Origin of the sequence: Azorhizobium doebereinerae UFLA1-100, assembly GCF_000473085.1 — a bacterium.
GTDB classification, from domain to species: domain Bacteria; phylum Pseudomonadota; class Alphaproteobacteria; order Rhizobiales; family Xanthobacteraceae; genus Azorhizobium; species Azorhizobium doebereinerae.
Genome location: NZ_AXBA01000055.1, coordinates 1 through 16,505, shown reverse-complemented (window position 1 = coordinate 16,505; position 16,505 = coordinate 1). Strand labels below are relative to the sequence as shown.

General features: G+C 65.7%; 29 protein-coding genes and 1 pseudogene. 29 read left to right on the top strand and 1 reads right to left on the bottom strand.

Annotated elements, in window-relative coordinates:
* From YU1_RS0124425 to YU1_RS31045, 29 genes and pseudogenes are all read left to right on the top strand, one after another.
* Positions 1-489: EF-Tu C-terminal domain-related protein (locus YU1_RS0124425; RefSeq protein ID WP_029006012.1), on the top strand; the 489-nt coding region annotated here is incomplete at its 5' end.
* A gap of 66 nt (positions 490-555) precedes the next feature.
* Complete coding sequence (gene rpsJ / locus YU1_RS0124420; protein ID WP_012113701.1) at positions 556-864, top strand: 30S ribosomal protein S10; 309 nt, start codon at positions 556-558, stop codon at positions 862-864.
* 22 nt (positions 865-886) lie between these two features.
* Positions 887-1,615 carry a 50S ribosomal protein L3 gene (gene rplC / locus YU1_RS0124415; RefSeq protein WP_029006307.1) on the top strand — a complete coding sequence of 243 codons (729 nt, stop codon included), beginning with the start codon at positions 887-889 and terminating at the stop codon, positions 1,613-1,615.
* A complete protein-coding gene (rplD, locus tag YU1_RS0124410; RefSeq protein WP_029006306.1) occupies positions 1,615-2,235 on the top strand; it encodes a 50S ribosomal protein L4 in 621 nt (206 codons plus the stop codon). Before rplC ends, rplD begins: the two co-directional genes overlap by 1 nt.
* On the top strand, positions 2,232-2,540 hold the full coding sequence (locus YU1_RS0124405; RefSeq protein WP_029006305.1) for a 50S ribosomal protein L23: 309 nt from the start codon (positions 2,232-2,234) through the stop codon (positions 2,538-2,540). Before rplD ends, YU1_RS0124405 begins: the two co-directional genes overlap by 4 nt.
* A 23-nt stretch (positions 2,541-2,563) precedes the next feature.
* Positions 2,564-3,397 (top strand): 50S ribosomal protein L2, encoded by an 834-nt coding sequence (gene rplB, locus YU1_RS0124400; protein ID WP_029006304.1) that lies wholly within the window; start codon positions 2,564-2,566, stop codon positions 3,395-3,397.
* Between the two features lie 11 nt (positions 3,398-3,408).
* On the top strand, positions 3,409-3,687 hold the full coding sequence (gene rpsS / locus YU1_RS0124395; RefSeq protein WP_029006303.1) for a 30S ribosomal protein S19: 279 nt from the start codon (positions 3,409-3,411) through the stop codon (positions 3,685-3,687).
* 6 nt (positions 3,688-3,693) lie between these two features.
* Entirely contained in the window at positions 3,694-4,074 is a 381-nt protein-coding gene (rplV, locus tag YU1_RS0124390; protein ID WP_035716624.1) for a 50S ribosomal protein L22, read from the top strand.
* The gene (gene rpsC, locus YU1_RS0124385) at positions 4,074-4,814 is read left to right on the top strand and encodes a 30S ribosomal protein S3 (protein WP_029006301.1); all 741 of its coding nucleotides are present in this window, start codon (positions 4,074-4,076) and stop codon (positions 4,812-4,814) included. Before rplV ends, rpsC begins: the two co-directional genes overlap by 1 nt.
* Positions 4,815-4,845: 31 nt before the next feature.
* On the top strand, positions 4,846-5,259 hold the full coding sequence (gene rplP / locus YU1_RS0124380; protein WP_029006300.1) for a 50S ribosomal protein L16: 414 nt from the start codon (positions 4,846-4,848) through the stop codon (positions 5,257-5,259).
* A 10-nt stretch (positions 5,260-5,269) separates the two neighbouring features.
* Positions 5,270-5,476: a 50S ribosomal protein L29 gene (gene rpmC / locus YU1_RS0124375; protein WP_029006299.1), complete on the top strand. Its 207-nt coding sequence runs from the start codon at positions 5,270-5,272 to the stop codon at positions 5,474-5,476.
* Positions 5,477-5,483: 7 nt separating this feature from the next.
* Positions 5,484-5,732: a 30S ribosomal protein S17 gene (gene rpsQ / locus YU1_RS0124370; RefSeq protein WP_029006298.1), complete on the top strand. Its 249-nt coding sequence runs from the start codon at positions 5,484-5,486 to the stop codon at positions 5,730-5,732.
* A 308-nt stretch (positions 5,733-6,040) separates the two neighbouring features.
* Entirely contained in the window at positions 6,041-6,409 is a 369-nt protein-coding gene (rplN, locus tag YU1_RS0124365; RefSeq protein WP_029006297.1) for a 50S ribosomal protein L14, read from the top strand.
* Positions 6,409-6,726 carry a 50S ribosomal protein L24 gene (gene rplX / locus YU1_RS0124360; RefSeq protein WP_029006296.1) on the top strand — a complete coding sequence of 106 codons (318 nt, stop codon included), beginning with the start codon at positions 6,409-6,411 and terminating at the stop codon, positions 6,724-6,726. The genes rplN and rplX overlap by 1 nt, the downstream gene beginning before the upstream one ends.
* Positions 6,719-7,276, top strand: coding sequence for a 50S ribosomal protein L5 (gene rplE, locus YU1_RS0124355; RefSeq protein WP_035716621.1), 558 nt, complete (start codon positions 6,719-6,721; stop codon positions 7,274-7,276). Before rplX ends, rplE begins: the two co-directional genes overlap by 8 nt.
* 132 nt (positions 7,277-7,408) lie before the next feature.
* Positions 7,409-7,714: a 30S ribosomal protein S14 gene (rpsN, locus tag YU1_RS0124350; protein ID WP_029006294.1), complete on the top strand. Its 306-nt coding sequence runs from the start codon at positions 7,409-7,411 to the stop codon at positions 7,712-7,714.
* Positions 7,715-7,724: 10 nt separating this feature from the next.
* On the top strand, positions 7,725-8,123 hold the full coding sequence (gene rpsH / locus YU1_RS0124345; RefSeq protein WP_029006293.1) for a 30S ribosomal protein S8: 399 nt from the start codon (positions 7,725-7,727) through the stop codon (positions 8,121-8,123).
* 19 nt (positions 8,124-8,142) lie between these two features.
* Positions 8,143-8,676 (top strand): 50S ribosomal protein L6, encoded by a 534-nt coding sequence (gene rplF / locus YU1_RS0124340; protein ID WP_029006292.1) that lies wholly within the window; start codon positions 8,143-8,145, stop codon positions 8,674-8,676.
* Positions 8,677-8,688: 12 nt separating this feature from the next.
* A complete protein-coding gene (rplR, locus tag YU1_RS0124335) occupies positions 8,689-9,051 on the top strand; it encodes a 50S ribosomal protein L18 (protein ID WP_035716618.1) in 363 nt (120 codons plus the stop codon).
* Positions 9,052-9,069: 18 nt separating this feature from the next.
* Complete coding sequence (rpsE, locus tag YU1_RS0124330) at positions 9,070-9,627, top strand: 30S ribosomal protein S5 (RefSeq protein ID WP_029006290.1); 558 nt, start codon at positions 9,070-9,072, stop codon at positions 9,625-9,627.
* Between the two features lie 29 nt (positions 9,628-9,656).
* Positions 9,657-9,857, top strand: a complete 201-nt coding sequence (rpmD, locus tag YU1_RS0124325) for a 50S ribosomal protein L30 (RefSeq protein WP_029006289.1) — start codon at positions 9,657-9,659, stop codon at positions 9,855-9,857.
* Positions 9,858-9,868: 11 nt separating this feature from the next.
* Positions 9,869-10,354: a 50S ribosomal protein L15 gene (gene rplO, locus YU1_RS0124320; RefSeq protein ID WP_029006288.1), complete on the top strand. Its 486-nt coding sequence runs from the start codon at positions 9,869-9,871 to the stop codon at positions 10,352-10,354.
* Between the two features lie 355 nt (positions 10,355-10,709).
* Complete coding sequence (gene secY / locus YU1_RS0124315) at positions 10,710-12,044, top strand: preprotein translocase subunit SecY (protein WP_029006287.1); 1,335 nt, start codon at positions 10,710-10,712, stop codon at positions 12,042-12,044.
* The gene (locus YU1_RS0124310) at positions 12,041-12,625 is read left to right on the top strand and encodes an adenylate kinase (RefSeq protein WP_029006286.1); all 585 of its coding nucleotides are present in this window, start codon (positions 12,041-12,043) and stop codon (positions 12,623-12,625) included. Before secY ends, YU1_RS0124310 begins: the two co-directional genes overlap by 4 nt.
* Positions 12,626-12,835: 210 nt before the next feature.
* Complete coding sequence (gene rpsM / locus YU1_RS0124305; RefSeq protein ID WP_029006285.1) at positions 12,836-13,204, top strand: 30S ribosomal protein S13; 369 nt, start codon at positions 12,836-12,838, stop codon at positions 13,202-13,204.
* 129 nt (positions 13,205-13,333) lie between these two features.
* A complete protein-coding gene (gene rpsK, locus YU1_RS0124300) occupies positions 13,334-13,723 on the top strand; it encodes a 30S ribosomal protein S11 (RefSeq protein ID WP_029006284.1) in 390 nt (129 codons plus the stop codon).
* 154 nt (positions 13,724-13,877) lie between these two features.
* Positions 13,878-14,903 (top strand): DNA-directed RNA polymerase subunit alpha, encoded by a 1,026-nt coding sequence (locus tag YU1_RS0124295; RefSeq protein ID WP_425339176.1) that lies wholly within the window; start codon positions 13,878-13,880, stop codon positions 14,901-14,903.
* Between the two features lie 75 nt (positions 14,904-14,978).
* On the top strand, positions 14,979-15,398 hold the full coding sequence (rplQ, locus tag YU1_RS0124290; RefSeq protein ID WP_029006282.1) for a 50S ribosomal protein L17: 420 nt from the start codon (positions 14,979-14,981) through the stop codon (positions 15,396-15,398).
* 145 nt (positions 15,399-15,543) lie between these two features.
* A pseudogene (locus YU1_RS31045) lies at positions 15,544-16,254 on the top strand (trypsin-like peptidase domain-containing protein); the annotation flags it as partial.
* Here the strand turns inward: YU1_RS31045 and YU1_RS0124280 are convergent.
* Positions 16,245-16,505 (bottom strand): IS5/IS1182 family transposase (locus tag YU1_RS0124280; protein WP_029004508.1); only part of this gene is annotated, 261 nt, incomplete at its 5' end. The pseudogene YU1_RS31045 and the gene YU1_RS0124280 sit on opposite strands and share 10 nt — an antisense overlap.

Genomic DNA, 16,505 nt, shown 5'->3' with positions numbered 1-16,505 from the left:
GAGCGCGGCATCGTGAAGGTCGGCGAGGAAGTCGAGATCGTGGGCATCCGCCCGACGGTGAAGACGACCGTGACCGGCATCGAGATGTTCCGCAAGCTGCTGGACCAGGGGCAGGCGGGCGACAACGTCGGCGTGCTGCTGCGCGGCACGAAGCGCGAGGACGTGGAGCGTGGCCAGGTTGTGTGCAAGCCGGGTTCGGTGAAGCCGCACACCAAGTTCAAGGCCGAAGCCTACATCCTGACCAAGGAAGAAGGCGGCCGTCATACGCCGTTCTTCACCAACTACCGTCCTCAGTTCTACTTCCGCACCACGGACGTGACTGGCGTGGTGACGCTGCCCGAAGGCACCGAAATGGTGATGCCGGGCGACAACATCTCGGTGGACGTGCATCTGATCGTGCCGATCGCCATGGAGGAGAAGCTGCGCTTCGCCATCCGTGAAGGCGGCCGCACCGTCGGCGCCGGCGTCGTCGCCTCGATCATCGAGTGAAATAATAAGAAACGGGGCCGCGTCGCTCCGCCGGCGCGTCCCTCTTTTTCTTGGAGCCCTTGAGCCATGAACGGCCAGAACATTCGGATCCGCCTGAAGGCGTTCGATCACCGCATCCTCGATGCGTCGACCCGCGAGATCGTCGCCACGGCCAAGCGCACTGGCGCGCAGGTGCGCGGCCCGATTCCGCTGCCGACGCGGATCGAGAAGTTCACCGTCAATCGCTCTCCGCACATCGATAAGAAGTCGCGCGAGCAGTTTGAGATGCGTACTCACAAGCGGTTGCTCGATATCGTCGATCCGACGCCCCAGACGGTGGACGCGCTGATGAAGCTCGACCTCGCCGCCGGCGTTGACGTCGAAATCAAGCTCTGACGTGAGGCGAGGAGACACGACCATGCGGTCAGGCGTCATCGCCCAGAAGCTCGGCATGACACGCATCTTCACGGATGCGGGCGAGCATTTGCCGGTCACTGTGCTGAAAGTTGAGAGCTGCCAGGTGGTTGCCCACCGTACGCTCGACAAGAATGGCTACGTCGCGGTCCAGCTCGGTGCTGGCAAGCGCAAGCCGAAGAACACCACCCGCGCCGAGCGGGGCCACTTCGCGGTGGCCGAGGTGGAGCCCAAGCGCAAGCTCGCGGAATTCCGCGTGGATGCCGAAGGCCTCATCCCCGTGGGTGCCGAGATCACGGCTGACCACTTCGTCGTGGGCCAGTACGTGGACGTCACCGGCACCACGGTCGGCAAGGGCTTCGCCGGCGGCATGAAGCGGCACAACTTCGGTGGTCTTCGCGCCACCCACGGCGTGTCGATCTCGCATCGTTCGATCGGTTCGACCGGCGGCCGTCAGGACCCGGGCAAGACCTTCAAGAACAAGAAGATGCCGGGCCACATGGGTGACGTCACCGTCACCACCCAGAACCTCAAGGTCGTGATGACCGACGTCGAGCGCGGCCTCATCGCCGTGGAAGGCGCCGTTCCCGGTCACGCCGGCGGCTGGATCATGGTCCGTGACGCGGTGAAGAAGCGCCTGCCGGTCGAGGCTCCCAAGCCCGGCGCGTTCAAGCTGCGCGACGGCAACGGCGCTGCGGCTCCGGCCGAAGCCACCAATGAGGAGGGCGCGTGATGGAACTCACCGTCAAGACGCTCGACGGCACCGACGCCGGTTCGATCCAGCTCTCGGACGAGATCTTCGGTCTTGAGCCGCGCGCGGACATCCTGCACCGCATGGTGACCTGGCAGCTTGCCCGCCGCCAGGCCGGCACGCACCGCACCAAGGGCCGCTCGGAGATCAATCGCACCTCCAAGAAGCTCTACAAGCAGAAGGGCACCGGCAACGCCCGTCACGGCGCGGCCTCGGCCCCGCAGTTCCGCGGCGGCGGCCGGGCGTTCGGCCCGGTGGTGCGCTCGCATGCTTTCGACCTGCCCAAGAAGGTCCGCGCGCTCGCCCTCAAGCACGCGCTGTCCTCCAAGGCCAAGGCCCACCAGATCCTGGTGCTCGACAAGGCCGGCCTGGACGATCCCAAGACCAAGGCTCTGAAGGATCGCTTCGAGAAGCTCGGCATCGGTTCGGTGCTGGTGGTGGATGGTGCGGAAGTGGAAGCCAACATGGCTCTCGCCGCCCGCAACCTGGCCTTCGTGGACGTGCTGCCGATCCAGGGCATCAACGTGTACGACATCCTGCGGCGTGACACCCTGGTTCTGACCCGGGCCGCCGTGGACGCGCTGGAGGCGCGCTTCAAATGAGCCCGCAGGCGAACATCGAACCGCGTCATTACGACGTGATCCGCTCCCCCGTCATCACCGAGAAGGCGACGGCGCAGAGCGAAGAGAACAAGGTGGTCTTCAACGTCGCCAAGACCGCCACCAAGCCTCAGATCAAGGAGGCGGTGGAGAAGCTGTTCGACGTGAAGGTCAAGAGCGTCAACACGCTGGTCCGCAAGGGCAAGGTGAAGATCTTCAAGGGCCGCAAGGGCGTCCAGAGCGATGTCAAGAAGGCCGTTGTGACCCTCGAAGAGGGCCAGCGGATCGACATCACCACGGGCCTGTGAGCTGAAGGAACGGGACTAAGACCATGGCGCTGAAGCATTTCAAGCCGGTCACGCCGAGCCTTCGCCAGCTCGTGATCGTCGACCGCTCCGGCCTCTACAAGGGCAAGCCGGTGAAGACGCTGACCGAGGGCAAGAGCTCCTCGGGCGGCCGCAACAACAATGGTCGCATCACGGTCCGGTTCCGTGGCGGCGGCCACAAGCAGACCTACCGCATCGTCGACTTCAAGCGCTCCAAGCGCGACGTGGTCGGCACCGTGGAACGGCTGGAATACGATCCGAACCGCACCGCCTTCATCGCCCTCATCAAGTATGAGGACGGCGAGCTCACCTACATCCTGGCCCCGCAGCGCCTCAGCGCCGGCGACCAGGTGATCGCGGGCGAGCAGGTGGACGTGAAGCCCGGCAACGCCGCGCCGCTCTCCAACCTCCCGGTGGGCACCATCGTCCACAATGTGGAGCTGAAGATCGGCAAGGGCGGCCAGATCGCGCGCTCGGCTGGGTCCTATGCCCAGATCGTCGGCCGCGACCAGGGCTACGTGATCGTGCGCCTGAACTCCGGCGAGCAGCGCCTCGTCCACGGCGCGTGCTACGCGACGGTGGGCGCGGTGTCGAACCCGGACCACATGAACACCTCGCTCGGCAAGGCCGGGCGCAGCCGCTGGCTGGGGCGCAAGCCGCATAACCGCGGCGTGACCATGAACCCGGTCGACCATCCGCACGGCGGCGGCGAAGGCCGCACCTCCGGTGGCCGTCATCCCGTGACCCCGTGGGGCCTCCCCACCAAGGGCAAGAAGACCCGCTCGAACAAGGCGACCGACAAGTTCATTGTCACCAGCCGCCACAAGCGGAAGAAGTGAGGGCCTGACACATGTCGAGAGCTATCTGGAAAGGCCCGTTCGTCGACGGCTATCTGCTCAAGAAGGCAGACACCGCGCGCGCTTCGGGTCGCAGCGACACCATCAAGATCTGGAGCCGTCGCTCCACGATCCTTCCCCAGTTCGTGGGTCTCACCTTCGGCGTGTACAACGGGCAGAAGCACGTGCCCGTGTACGTTTCGGAGGACATGGTCGGCCACAAGTTCGGCGAGTTCTCGCCGACCCGTACGTACTACGGGCATGCGGCCGACAAGAAGTCGAAGCGGCGGTGATCAGCCATGGGTAAGCAGGCAACTCCCCGCGCTCTCGCGGACAACGAAGCCAAGGCGGTCGCGCGCAACCTGCGCATCTCGCCTCAGAAGCTCAATCTCGTCGCGGGCCTGATCCGCGGCAAGAAGGTGGCCACCGCCCTGGCGGACCTCGAATTCTCCCGCAAGCGCATCGCGCGCGACGTGAAGAAGTGCCTCGAGAGCGCCATCGCCAACGCCGAGAACAACCACGAGCTGGACGTGGACGACCTGGTCGTCGCCGAAGCGCACGTGGGCAAGGGTTTGGTCATGAAGCGGTTCTCGCCGCGTGCGCGCGGTCGCGCCTCGCGGATCGAGAAGCCCTTCTCCCACATCACCATCGTGGTGCGGGAAGTCGAGGAGCGGGCCTGATGGGTCAGAAGGTCAATCCGATCGGGCTGCGGCTCGGTATCAACCGCACCTGGGACAGCCGCTGGTTCGCCAACAAGGGCGAATACGGCGTTCTGCTCCACGAGGACATCAAGATCCGCAAGATGCTGCTGAAGCAGCTCAAGCAGGCCGCGGTGTCCAAGGTGGTGATCGAGCGTCCGCACAAGAAGTGCCGCGTGACCATCTACTCGGCGCGTCCGGGCGTGGTCATCGGCAAGAAGGGCGCGGACATCGACAAGCTGCGCAAGAAGGTCTCCGACATGACCAAGTCGGAAGTCTTCATCAACATCGTCGAGATCCGGAAGCCGGAAGTGGACGCGCGCCTCGTGGCCGAGTCCATCGCCCAGCAGCTGGAGCGTCGCGTGGCGTTCCGCCGCGCCATGAAGCGGGCCGTTCAGTCGGCCATGCGTCTGGGCGCCGAGGGCATCCGCATCAACTGCTCCGGCCGTCTCGGCGGCGCCGAGATCGCCCGCCTGGAATGGTACCGTGAAGGCCGCGTGCCGCTGCACACCTTGCGTGCGGACGTGGACTATGGCACCGCCACCGCCTTCACCACCTACGGCACCTGCGGTGTCAAGGTGTGGATCTTCAAGGGCGAGATCCTCGAGCACGATCCCATGGCCGTCGACAAGCGCATGGTGAGCGAGAGCGAGGGTCCGTCGAGCGGTCGTCCGCCGCGTCGTGACCGCGACCATGGTCGCGACCGCGACCACGCGGCGTGATCGGTCAGCGACAAGAGAAGGCGATTAAGCCATGCTGCAACCCAAGCGCACGAAGTTCCGCAAGCAGTTCAAGGGCCGTATCCACGGCGTTGCGAAGGGCGGCACGGAACTGAATTTCGGTGAATTCGGCCTGAAGGCTCTCGAGCCCGAGCGCGTCACCGCCCGCCAGATCGAAGCCGCGCGTCGCGCGCTCACCCGTCACATGAAGCGTGCGGGCCGGGTGTGGATCCGCGTCTTCCCGGACGTGCCCGTCACCTCCAAGCCCACCGAAGTTCGAATGGGTAAGGGCAAGGGCGCGCCGGAATACTGGGCGGCCAAGGTCAAGCCCGGCCGCATCATGTTCGAGATCGACGGCGTGTCCGTGGATCTGGCGCGCGAGGCGCTGACCCTCGCGGCCGCCAAGCTGCCCATCAAGACGCGCTTCATTCAGCGCATCGCCGAGTGAGGAGAGGCTCATGAAAGCCGAGGACGTTCGGGCCCTCAGCCCCGATCAGCTCGCCGATGAGCTGCTGAAGCTGAAGAAAGAGCAGTTCAACCTGCGCTTCCAGAAGGCCACCGGCCAGATGGAAAATACGGCGCGGACCAAGGAGATCCGCCGCGATATCGCGCGGATCAAGACGGTGCAGAGCGCGAAGAGCGCTGCTGCCGCCATTGTGAAGTGAGGGGACGATGCCGAAGCGCGTGCTCCAGGGCGTCGTGGTAAGCGACAAGCAGGACAAGACCGTGGTGGTGCGGGTGGAGCGTCGCTTCACCCACCCGCTGCTGAAGAAGACCGTCCGTCGGTCCAAGAAGTATCACGCCCATGACGAAGGCAATGCCTGGTCGACGGGTGATACGGTGTGGATCGAGGAGCATCGGCCTCTGTCGAAGCTGAAGAACTGGATCGTGGTCCAGGGCGAGAAGCGCGCCGAGGTCTGAGGCCGGGGACGCGGCCGTCCGTGGGAACCGCGCATGCGTTTCCTATGGACGGCACTGCCGTCTCTGTTTAAGGAAGGGGCGCGATTCATCGGGTTGCCGGAAACACACGCTGTTTCCCGCCGCTCCGGTCGCATCCCAGGAAAACGCTCCGGTGCTGGGTCCGTCGCCTCGGGCTTCCCGTGTCAGGGAAGATCGGGCCGAGTGGAGACCGCATCGCGGCGAAAACCGTGTTCCGATGAGCGGGCACGGCGTTTTGGAAGAGCAGTGCCGGTTAAACGGCGGCTCTGGATGACGAGAGCAGGTGCGTCATGATCCAGATGCAGACCAATCTCGACGTGGCGGACAATTCCGGTGCGCGTCGCGTCATGTGCATCAAGGTGCTGGGCGGCTCGAAGCGGAAATATGCTCACGTGGGCGACATCATCGTGGTGTCGGTCAAGGAAGCCATTCCGCGCGGTCGCGTGAAAAAGGGCGATGTGATGAAGGCGGTCGTGGTGCGCACGGCCAAGGACATCCGTCGCGTCGACGGCTCGGTGATCCGCTTCGACCGCAATGCGGCCGTGCTGATCAACAACCAGAAAGAGCCGGTTGGAACCCGTATCTTCGGCCCGGTTCCGCGCGAGCTTCGCGCCAAGAACCACATGAAGATCATTTCGCTGGCGCCGGAGGTGCTGTGATGGCCGCGAAGATCAAGAAGGGCGACAAGGTCGTCGTCCTCGCCGGCCGCGACAAGGGTCGCACCGGCGAGGTGATCCAGGTGATGCCGAAGGAGGAGCGTGCGCTCGTCCGCGGCGTGAATATCGTGAAGCGTCATCAGCGCCAGACCGCGCAGGCGGAAGGTGGGATCATCTCCAAGGAGGCTCCCATCCATCTGTCGAACGTCGCGGTTGCCGATCCCAAGGATGGCAAGCCGACCCGCGTCGGGTTTGAAGTGCTGGACGACGGGCGCAAGGTCCGCGTGGCCAAGCGTTCCGGGGAGAGGATCGATGGCTGAGGCGACGTATATCCCGCGGTTGCGCACCTTCTATGACGATGTGGTGCGTCCCAAGCTGATCGAAGAGTTCGGCTACAAGAACCCGCTCCAGGTGCCGGCGATCGAGAAGATCGTCATCAACATGGGCGTGGGCGAGGCGACCGCGGACACCAAGAAGGTGACCACCGCCGCCGCCGACCTGGCGCGCATCGCCGGCCAGAAGCCGGTGCTGACCCGGGCCCGCAAGGCGATCTCGAACTTCAAGCTGCGCGAGAACCAGCCGGTCGGCGCGAAGGTCACCCTTCGCCAGGCGCGCATGTACGAATTCATGGACCGTCTGGTCACCGTGGCCCTGCCGCGCGTCCGCGACTTCCGCGGCCTGAACCCCAAGAGCTTCGATGGCCGTGGCAACTACGCCATGGGCATGAAGGAGCACATCGTGTTCCCCGAGATCAACTATGACCAGGTCGAGCAGATCTGGGGCATGGACATCATCGTGTGCACGACGGCGAAGACGGATGACGAAGCGCGCGCCCTGCTGCGTGCCTTTAACTTCCCCTTCCGCCAGTGACCGTATAGAAGGGGCGCGGCGCACCGGACCACCGGGCGTGCCGAACCCCTTCATTCGTTGAGGACGGGTTTTGATTTTCCGGCAGTGGGGGTGCGGGGACGCACCTTCAGACGCGGAGAACAGGAGCAAGACATGGCGAAAAAGAGCGCGATCGAGACCAACGAGCGTCGCCGCAAGCTCTCCACGAGCATGGCGTCGAAGCGCGCGGGTCTGAAGGCGATCGTGAACGACAAGACGCTGCCGATCGAGGAGCGCTTCGCGGCGACCCTCAAGCTCGCGCAGCTGCCGCGCAATTCCGCGAAGATCCGCGTGCGCAATCGGTGCGAAGTCACCGGACGTCCCCGTGCGTTCTACCGCAAGTTGAAGATGAGCCGCATCGCGCTCCGTGAACTGGGCTCCCAGGGCCTGGTCCCGGGCCTGGTGAAGTCGAGCTGGTGAGGGAGGTCCGATGTCCATCAATGATCCCATCGGCGACCTGATCACCCGCATCCGTAATGCCCAGATGCGCCGCAAGGACAAGACCTCGACCCCGGGGTCCAGCCTGCGCGCGAACCTTCTGAACGTCCTGCGCGACGAAGGTTACATCCGCGGCTACACCACCACGGATCACGGCAACGGTCGCACCGAGTTCGAGATCGAGCTCAAGTATTTCGACGGCCAGCCGGTGATCCGCGAGATCGCCCGCGTGTCGAAGCCCGGCCGCCGCGTCTACGCCTCGGTGAAGGCGCTGCCGCGGGTTGCCAACGGCCTCGGCATTGCCGTGCTGTCCACGCCCCAGGGCGTGATGGCGGATCACGACGCCCGCGACAAGAATGTCGGCGGCGAAGTGCTCTGCACCGTGTTCTGACCGAGCGACGGAGAGAGAAATGTCGAAAATCGGCAAGCATCCCGTCGCCATTCCCGCCGGCGTCACCGCCAGCGTGGACGGCCAGACGGTGAAGGTGAAGGGCCCCAAGGGCGCCCTGGAAGTCGTGCTGGTGGAAGAGATTCAGGCGGAGCTGGAAGGCGCCGAGCTGAAGGTCTCCATGCGCGGCGAGACCAACCGGCACAAGTCCATGTGGGGCATGTCCCGCACGCTGGTGTCGAACCTGGTGGAAGGCGTGACCAAGGGCTTCGAGAAGAAGCTCGAGATCACCGGCGTCGGCTACAAGGCCGCCATTCAGGGCAAGAACCTGAACCTCTCGCTCGGCTACAGCCACGACGTGATCTACGCGATCCCGGACGGGATCCAGATCGCGGCGCCCAAGCCGACCGAACTGATTGTCACCGGCATCGACAAGCAGCAGGTCGGCCAGGTCGCGGCTGAGATCCGCGAGTTCCGCGGCCCCGAGCCCTACAAGGGCAAGGGCGTCAAGTACGCTGGCGAATTCATCTTCCGCAAGGAAGGCAAGAAGAAGTAACGGAGGCGAACCATGGCTAAAGATCTGGAGGCGCTGGAGCGCCGCAAGGCCAAGGTGCGCCGCGCGATTCGCGTCGCGGCCAATGGGCGTCCGCGCCTGTCGGTCCACCGCACCTCGAAGCATATCTACGCGCAGATCATCGATGACGCGAAGGGCGAGACCTTGGTCGCCGCCTCGAGCCTCGAGAAGGACCTGCGCTCCTCGCTCAAGACCGGCGCTGACGTCGATGCCGCCAAGGCCATCGGCAAGCTGGTCGCCGAGCGGGCGGCCGAGAAGGGCGTCACCGCGGTCGTGTTCGATCGCGGCGCATACATCTATCATGGGCGCGTCAAGGCGCTCGCTGAGGGCGCCCGCGAAGGCGGCCTTCAGTTCTGACGCGAAGGACGTAGCGAAATGGCCCGTGAACGGGAACACCGCGGAGATCGCGAGGATCGCGACAACACGTTTGTGGACAAGCTGGTCCACATCAACCGTGTCGCGAAGGTTGTGAAGGGCGGCCGGCGCTTCGGCTTCGCCGCCCTGGTGATCGTGGGCGACCAGAAGGGTCGCGTCGGCTTCGGCCACGGCAAGGCCCGCGAAGTGCCGGAAGCCATCCGCAAGGCCACGGAGAGCGCCAAGCGCGCCCTGATCCGCGTGCCGCTGCGCGAGGGCCGGACCCTGCACCACGACGTGCATGGTCATCACGGCGCCGGCAAGGTCATCCTGCGCGCCGCGCCTGCGGGTACCGGCATCATCGCCGGCGGCCCCATGCGCGCCGTGTTCGAGACCCTGGGCGTCCATGACGTGGTGGCGAAGTCCTTCGGGTCTTCCAACCCCTACAACATGGTGCGCGCCACGTTCGACGCCTTGACCAACCAGGACAGCCCGCGCTCCGTCGCGTCGCGTCGTGGCATCAAGGTTTCCCAGCTCCAGTCCCGCCGCCGCGTCGAAGACGCCGAAGCGACCGACTGAGCCCAGGCCGCATCTGAAAGGATAACGCCATGGCTAAGGCGTCTGAAACCAACACCGTCACCGTGGAGCAGATCGGTTCGCCGATCCGCCGTCCGGGCGACCAGCGCGCGACGCTGATCGGCCTCGGGCTGAACAAGCGGCACCGCCGCTCCACCCTGCAGGATACTCCGGCCGTGCGCGGCATGATCGCGAAGGTCCAGCATCTCGTCCGTGTCATCACGGCCGAGTGAGGGGAAGCGAGATGAAGCTCGACGAAATCAAGGACAACGACGGCGCGCGCAAGAAGCGCATGCGCGTCGGCCGCGGCATCGGGTCCGGCAAGGGCAAGACCGCGGGACGCGGCGTCAAGGGCCAGAAGGCCCGTACCGGCGTCGCCATCAAGGGGTTCGAAGGCGGCCAGATGCCGTTGCATCGGCGTCTGCCGAAGCGCGGCTTCCACAACATCTTCGCGCTCGACTTCAATGAAGTGTCGCTGGGCCGGATCCAGGTCGCCATCGACGCCGGCAAGCTGGACGCGTCCCAGCCGGTCACCGAGGCGTCCCTGGTGGCGGCCGGTGTCCTGCGCCGCGCCAAGGACGGCGTGCGCGTGCTGGGCGGCGGCGAGCTGACCACCAAGGTGTCGCTGGACGTGGCCTATGCCACCAAGTCGGTCACCGCGGCGATCGAGAAGCTGGGCGGCACCGTCAAGGTGTCGGCGCCCAAGGCCGAGGCCGCCGAAGCGGTCTGAGGCATGAGGTTGGGACCGGCCCCGGAGCGATCCGGGGCCTTTCCCTGTTTAAGGGCCAGGGCGCGGCCGGCCTGTCCAGCGCGCCGGGCCGTCCGGCCATCCGCTGGCTGGTGGGATCGACGAGCGTCCGTGCGCGGGCCCGTGTGCGCGCGGCATCTCTGCGCTGGATGGCCCGCCCGATCCCGGATAAGACCGACAGGGGAGGGGATTCGCGGCAGGCCCGCGCGTTCCACGGCCTGCGGAATGGCGTCTTCGGTTTTTTGAGCGGCGCGCGCCCCTTCGGGTCCTAACGCGACGCTCTTGCGCCTCCCATCTATAGCCCGCCCCCAATGCGGCGGCGGAAGCGGAGCAAGGCATGGTCTCGGCGGCCGAACAACTCGCGGCAAATCTCAATTTCGGTGCCCTCGGCAAGGCCGAGGAACTGAAGAAGCGCATCTGGTTCACCCTGGGCGCGCTCATCGTGTTTCGGCTGGGTACCTATATCCCGCTGCCGGGCATCAACCCGGATGCGTTGCAGGGCGTGTTCCAGAACGCGCAGCAGGGCATCATCGGCCTGTTCAACATGTTTTCGGGCGGCGCCGTGGAGCGCATGGCGATCTTCGCCCTGAACATCATGCCCTACATCTCCGCCTCCATCATCGTGCAGCTGCTGACGACCGTGTCGCCGACGCTGGAAGCGCTGAAGAAGGAAGGCGAGGCGGGCCGCAAGAAGATCAACCAGTACACCCGCTACCTCACCGTCGTGCTGGCGGTGTTCCAGGCCTACGGCATCGCGGTCGGCCTTGAGAGCTCGCAGGGCGTGGTGGCCGAGGCCGGCTGGTTCTTCCGCATCTCCACGGTGATCACCCTGACCGGCGGCACCATGTTCATGATGTGGCTGGGCGAGCAGATCACCTCGCGCGGCATCGGCAACGGCACCTCGCTGATCATCTTCGGCGGCATCGTCGCGGAACTGCCGGGCGCCTTCGTGCGCACGCTGGAGCTGGGCCGCCAGGGCGCCATCTCCACGGTGGTGATCCTGTTCGTGCTGGCCATGGCCATCGGCATCATCGCCTTCATCGTGTTCATGGAGCGGGCCCAGCGCCGGCTGCTGATCCAGTATCCCAAGCGCCAGGTGGGCAATAAGCTCTACGAGGGCCAGTCCTCGCACCTGCCGCTGAAGCTGAACACCTCGGGCGTGATTCCGCCGATCTTCGCCTCCTCGCTGCTGCTGATCCCGACCACCATCGCCAGCTTCATGCAGGGCGCCGGGCCGGAATGGCTCACCTCGGTGACGTCGCTGCTCGGCCACGGCCGGCCGCTGTACATGCTGCTGTATGTGCTGCTGATCGTGTTCTTCTGCTTCTTTTATACCGCCATCGTGTTCAATCCGGTGGAGACCGCGGACAATCTGAAGAAGCACGGCGGGTTCATTCCGGGCATTCGTCCGGGCGAGCGCACCGCGGAATATATCGATTACGTTCTCACCCGGATCACGGTGGTCGGCGCAGCCTACATCGCGGCAGTTTGCCTCTTCCCCGAAGTGCTGATTTCATACTTCTCGCTGCCGTTCTATTTTGGCGGCACATCGCTGCTGATCGTGGTCAGCGTGACCATGGACACGGTGTCCCAGATCCAGGGCCACCTGCTGGCGCACCAGTACGAAGGCTTGGTCAAGAAGTCCAAGCTGCGCGGGGGGAGACGGAAATGAGGCTGGTACTTCTGGGACCGCCCGGGGCGGGCAAGGGCACCCAGGCGCAGCGACTTGTGAAGCGCTACGGCATCGTCCAGCTTTCGACCGGCGACATGCTCCGGGCCGCGGTAGCGGCGGGCACCCCGGTCGGCCTGAAGGCCAAGGCGGTGATGGAAGCCGGCGGCCTGGTCTCGGACGAGATCGTCATCGGCATCATCGCCGAGCGCCTGGAGCATGCGGACGCCCGCAAGGGCTTCATCCTGGACGGCTTCCCGCGCACGGTGGCGCAGGCCGAGGCGCTGGACGCGCTGTTGGCGGACAAGGGCCTCAAGCTCGACGCCGTCATCGAGCTGAAGGTCGACCAAGCCAAGCTGATCGACCGCATCCTGACCCGCGCCGAGGAAACCCGCGCGCGCGGCGAGCAGGTGCGCAAGGACGACGATCCGGAGGTCTTCAAGCACCGGCTCGAAGCCTACAACCGCGATACCGCCGTGGTGGCGCCGTATTATTCGGCGCGCGGCCAGCTGCAGCAGATCGACGGGATGCGTCCCATCGACGAGGTGACGCAGGCCATCGATTCGATTCTGGAGACCGTCTGACGAAGCCAGTCCCGGTGCCGGTTGCGGCGCCGGGGTTGACAGGTCTGCGGAATGCGCGTAATGGCGCACCTTCCTTTCGAGATCCGTGCTTGTCGCTCCTCAATCGGGGAGCGATGCGCACGGATTGTTGTTATCTCCGCATGGGCCGGCCTCCACCGGACGCGGAGCCGAAAGCCGCCCGGGGTTCGGGCGGCCGACATGGAGAGAGCAGTGGCTCGTATTGCAGGCGTTAACATCCCGACCAACAAGCGCGTGATCATCTCGCTTCAGTATATTCACGGCATCGGCGCCAAGAAGGCGCAGGAGATCGTGGAAAAGGTCGGCATCCCGCTCGATCGTCGCGTGAACCAGCTGACCGACCAGGAAGTGCTGCAGATCCGCGAGACCATCGACCGCGACTACCTCGTGGAAGGCGACCTGCGCCGCGAAGTGTCGATGAACATCAAGCGTCTGATGGACCTGGGCTGCTATCGCGGCCTGCGTCATCGCCGCGGCCTGCCGGTGCGCGGTCAGCGCACCCACACCAACGCCCGCACCCGCAAGGGTCCGGCGAAGGCGATCGCCGGCAAGAAGAAGTGATCGGCGGCTGAGCCGCGGATATCGGGAAGGCCGGGTTCCGGCCTTCTCTTTTGCCCATTTGGATGCCCGCCCCGGGCACCCATCCCGAGCGCCTGGAGTTACGGGCGCGCCTGAAGGATCAAGACCAAGATGGCTAAGGAAGCAACACGCGTTAAGCGCCGCGAGCGCAAGAACATCGCCTCCGGCGTCGCGCATGTGAACGCGTCGTTCAACAACACCATGATCACCATCACCGACGCGCAGGGGAACACCATCTCCTGGTCGTCCGCCGGTGCCATGGGCTTCAAGGGCTCGCGCAAGTCCACGCCGTATGCGGCGCAGATGGCGGCCGAGGACGCGGCCCGCAAGGCGGCCGAGCACGGCATGCGCACCCTGGAAGTGGAAGTCTCCGGCCCCGGTTCGGGACGTGAGTCGGCCCTGCGCGCGCTGCAGGCCGCCGGTTTCCTGGTGACTTCGATCCGCGACGTGACCCCCATTCCGCACAACGGCTGCCGCCCGCGCAAGCGCCGGCGCGTCTGAGCGTGCCAACGGCCCGCGGGATCCTCCCGCCGGGCCTCTGCTCGGTTCCTCCCCGGCGAGCGGGACGGGCCGGCGCCTCGAAGACCCCTGGCATGCCATGGTCCGGCCCGCCAGGTGATTGGGTTCGGGAGCCGCCGCCCGGCGAGAAGGCAAGGTGACGCAAGTGATTCAGAAGAACTGGCAAGAGCTGATCAAGCCCGAGAAGCTGCAGGTGACTGCGGGCCGCGATCCCAAGCGTCTGGCGACCGTGGTGGCCGAGCCGCTGGAACGCGGCTTCGGCATGACGCTCGGCAATGCGCTCCGCCGCATCCTGCTGTCGTCGCTTCAGGGCGCCGCGGTGACGTCGGTGCATATCGATGGCGTGCTGCACGAGTTTTCGTCCATTCCGGGCGTGCGTGAGGACGTCACCGACATCATCCTCAACATCAAGGATGTGGCCATCAAGATGCAGGGCGACGGGCCCAAGCGTCTGGTGGCGAAGAAGACCGGCCCCGGCGTGCTGACCGCCGGCGACATCCAGACGGTGGGCGACATCCAGATCCTCAACCCCAGCCTGCCGCTGTGCACGCTGGACGAGGGCGCGGAGCTGCGCATCGAGTTCACGGTGGATACCGGCAAGGGCTACGTGGCCGCCGACCGGAACCGCCCGGAAGACGCGCCGATCGGCCTGATCCCGATCGACAGCCTGTATTCCCCGGTGCGCAAGGTCTCCTACAAGGTCGAGAACACCCGCGAGGGCCAGATTCTCGACTATGACAAGCTGACCATGCAGATCGAGACCGACGGCTCCATCTCGGCCGAGGACGCGCTCGCTTACGCCGCGCGCATCCTGCAGGACCAGCTGGAGATCTTCGTCAACTTCGAGGAGCCCAAGCGCGAGAGCGAAGCCGCCGCCATCCAGGAACTGCCCTTCAACCCGGCGCTCCTGAAGAAGGTGGACGAGCTCGAACTGTCGGTGCGCTCGGCCAACTGCCTGAAGAACGACAACATCGTCTACATCGGCGACCTGATCCAGAAGAGCGAGACGGAGATGCTCCGTACGCCGAATTTCGGCCGGAAGTCGCTCAACGAGATCAAGGAAGTGCTGGCCTCCATGGGCCTGCACCTCGGCATGGAAGTGCCGGGCTGGCCGCCGGAGAACATCGAAGAGCTCGCGAAGCGCTTCGAAGACCACTACTGATCCATTTCACCCCGCGGCTCGAGCCGCTCAACCCACTCGGCTCGATACGCCGGAGGCATTTAGGAGTTCGCCGTCATGCGTCACGGCAAGGTACATCGCAAGTTCAACCGCACCGCCGAGCATCGCAAGGCGATGTTCATGAATCTCAGCCAGGCGCTCATCACCCATGAGCAGATCGTCACCACCCTGCCGAAGGCCAAGGACCTTCGCCCGGTGGTGGAGAAGCTGGTGACGCTCGCCCGCCGCGGCGACCTGCACGCCCGCCGCCAGGCCATCGCCGAGCTGCGCGACGTCGCCGTCGTGCGCAAGCTGTTCGACGTGCTGGCGCCGCGCTACAAGGGTCGTCCCGGCGGCTACACCCGCATCATCAAGGCGGGCTTTCGCTATGGTGACAACACCGCCGTGGCGGTGATCGAGTTCGTGGATCGCGACGTGGACGCCAAGGGCGCCTCCGACCGCGCCCGCGCCGAAGCGGCCGAGGCCGTCGCGGCCTGAGCGGACTGAACCGGCGGAGCAAACGCCGCCGGGAAGCGTTTCAGAAGGGCGGCCTCACGGCCGCCCTTCTTTCGTTTCAACAGCATCGTCCAGCGGACATACCGGCGCCGGTCCGTTCCGGCTCCGCCAGCAGGGAAGACAGGCCATGGGTTTTGCCGGGGTTCGATCCTTCGTGTGTGCGGCGGTCCTGTGCGGCCTCCTGGCCGCCAGCGGCACGCTGGCGGTGAGCGCCGGCGCGCAGGCCCAGCAGGTGCCGCCGTCCGCCGCCGCCATGAAGATGAGCTTCGCCCCGGTGGTGGCGCGCACCGCTCCGGCGGTGGTGAACGTCTACGCCCTGAAGACGGCGCAGCGGGCCAATCCGTTCATGGACGACCCGTTCTTCCGCCGCTTCTTCGGCGGCGGGCCGGGCGGCCCCGGCCTCGGCGCGCCCGAGCGGGTGCAGCGCTCGCTGGGCTCCGGCGTGATCGTCGATCCCTCCGGCCTCGTGGTGACCAACCACCACGTGGTGCAGGGCGCCGACCAGATCCGCATCGCGCTCAACGACAAGCGCGAGTTCGACGCCGAGGTCATCCTGTCCGACCAGCGCACCGACCTCGCGGTGCTGCGCATCAAGGGGGACGGCGCCAAGTTCGCCTCGCTGGGCATCGGCAATTCCGACGCGCTGGCGGTGGGCGACCTGGTGCTGGCCATCGGCGACCCCTTCGGCGTCGGCCAGACGGTGACCCAGGGCATCGTCTCGGCGCTTGCCCGCACCCAGGTGGGCGTGTCCGACTACCAGTTCTTCATCCAGACCGACGCGGCCATCAATCCGGGCAATTCCGGCGGCGCCCTAGGTGGTGTGGACAGTTACCTGATCCACAGGACGATGGCAGCGATTGTGACGATGGCGAGGTAGTTTCGCGCGGTCTTCTCGAAGCGGGTCGCGACACGCCTGAACTGCTTGAGCTTGGAGAAGCAGCATTCGATCAGGTGGCGCTGAGCGTAGAGGTGCCTGTCGAGGCTATGCTTCCTGGCGCGGGATGGATTGGACGGGATGACCGCCTGCGCGTTCCTTGCCGCGATTGTGGCGCGCAGGGCGTCGCTGTCATAGGCGGTATCGGCCATGAC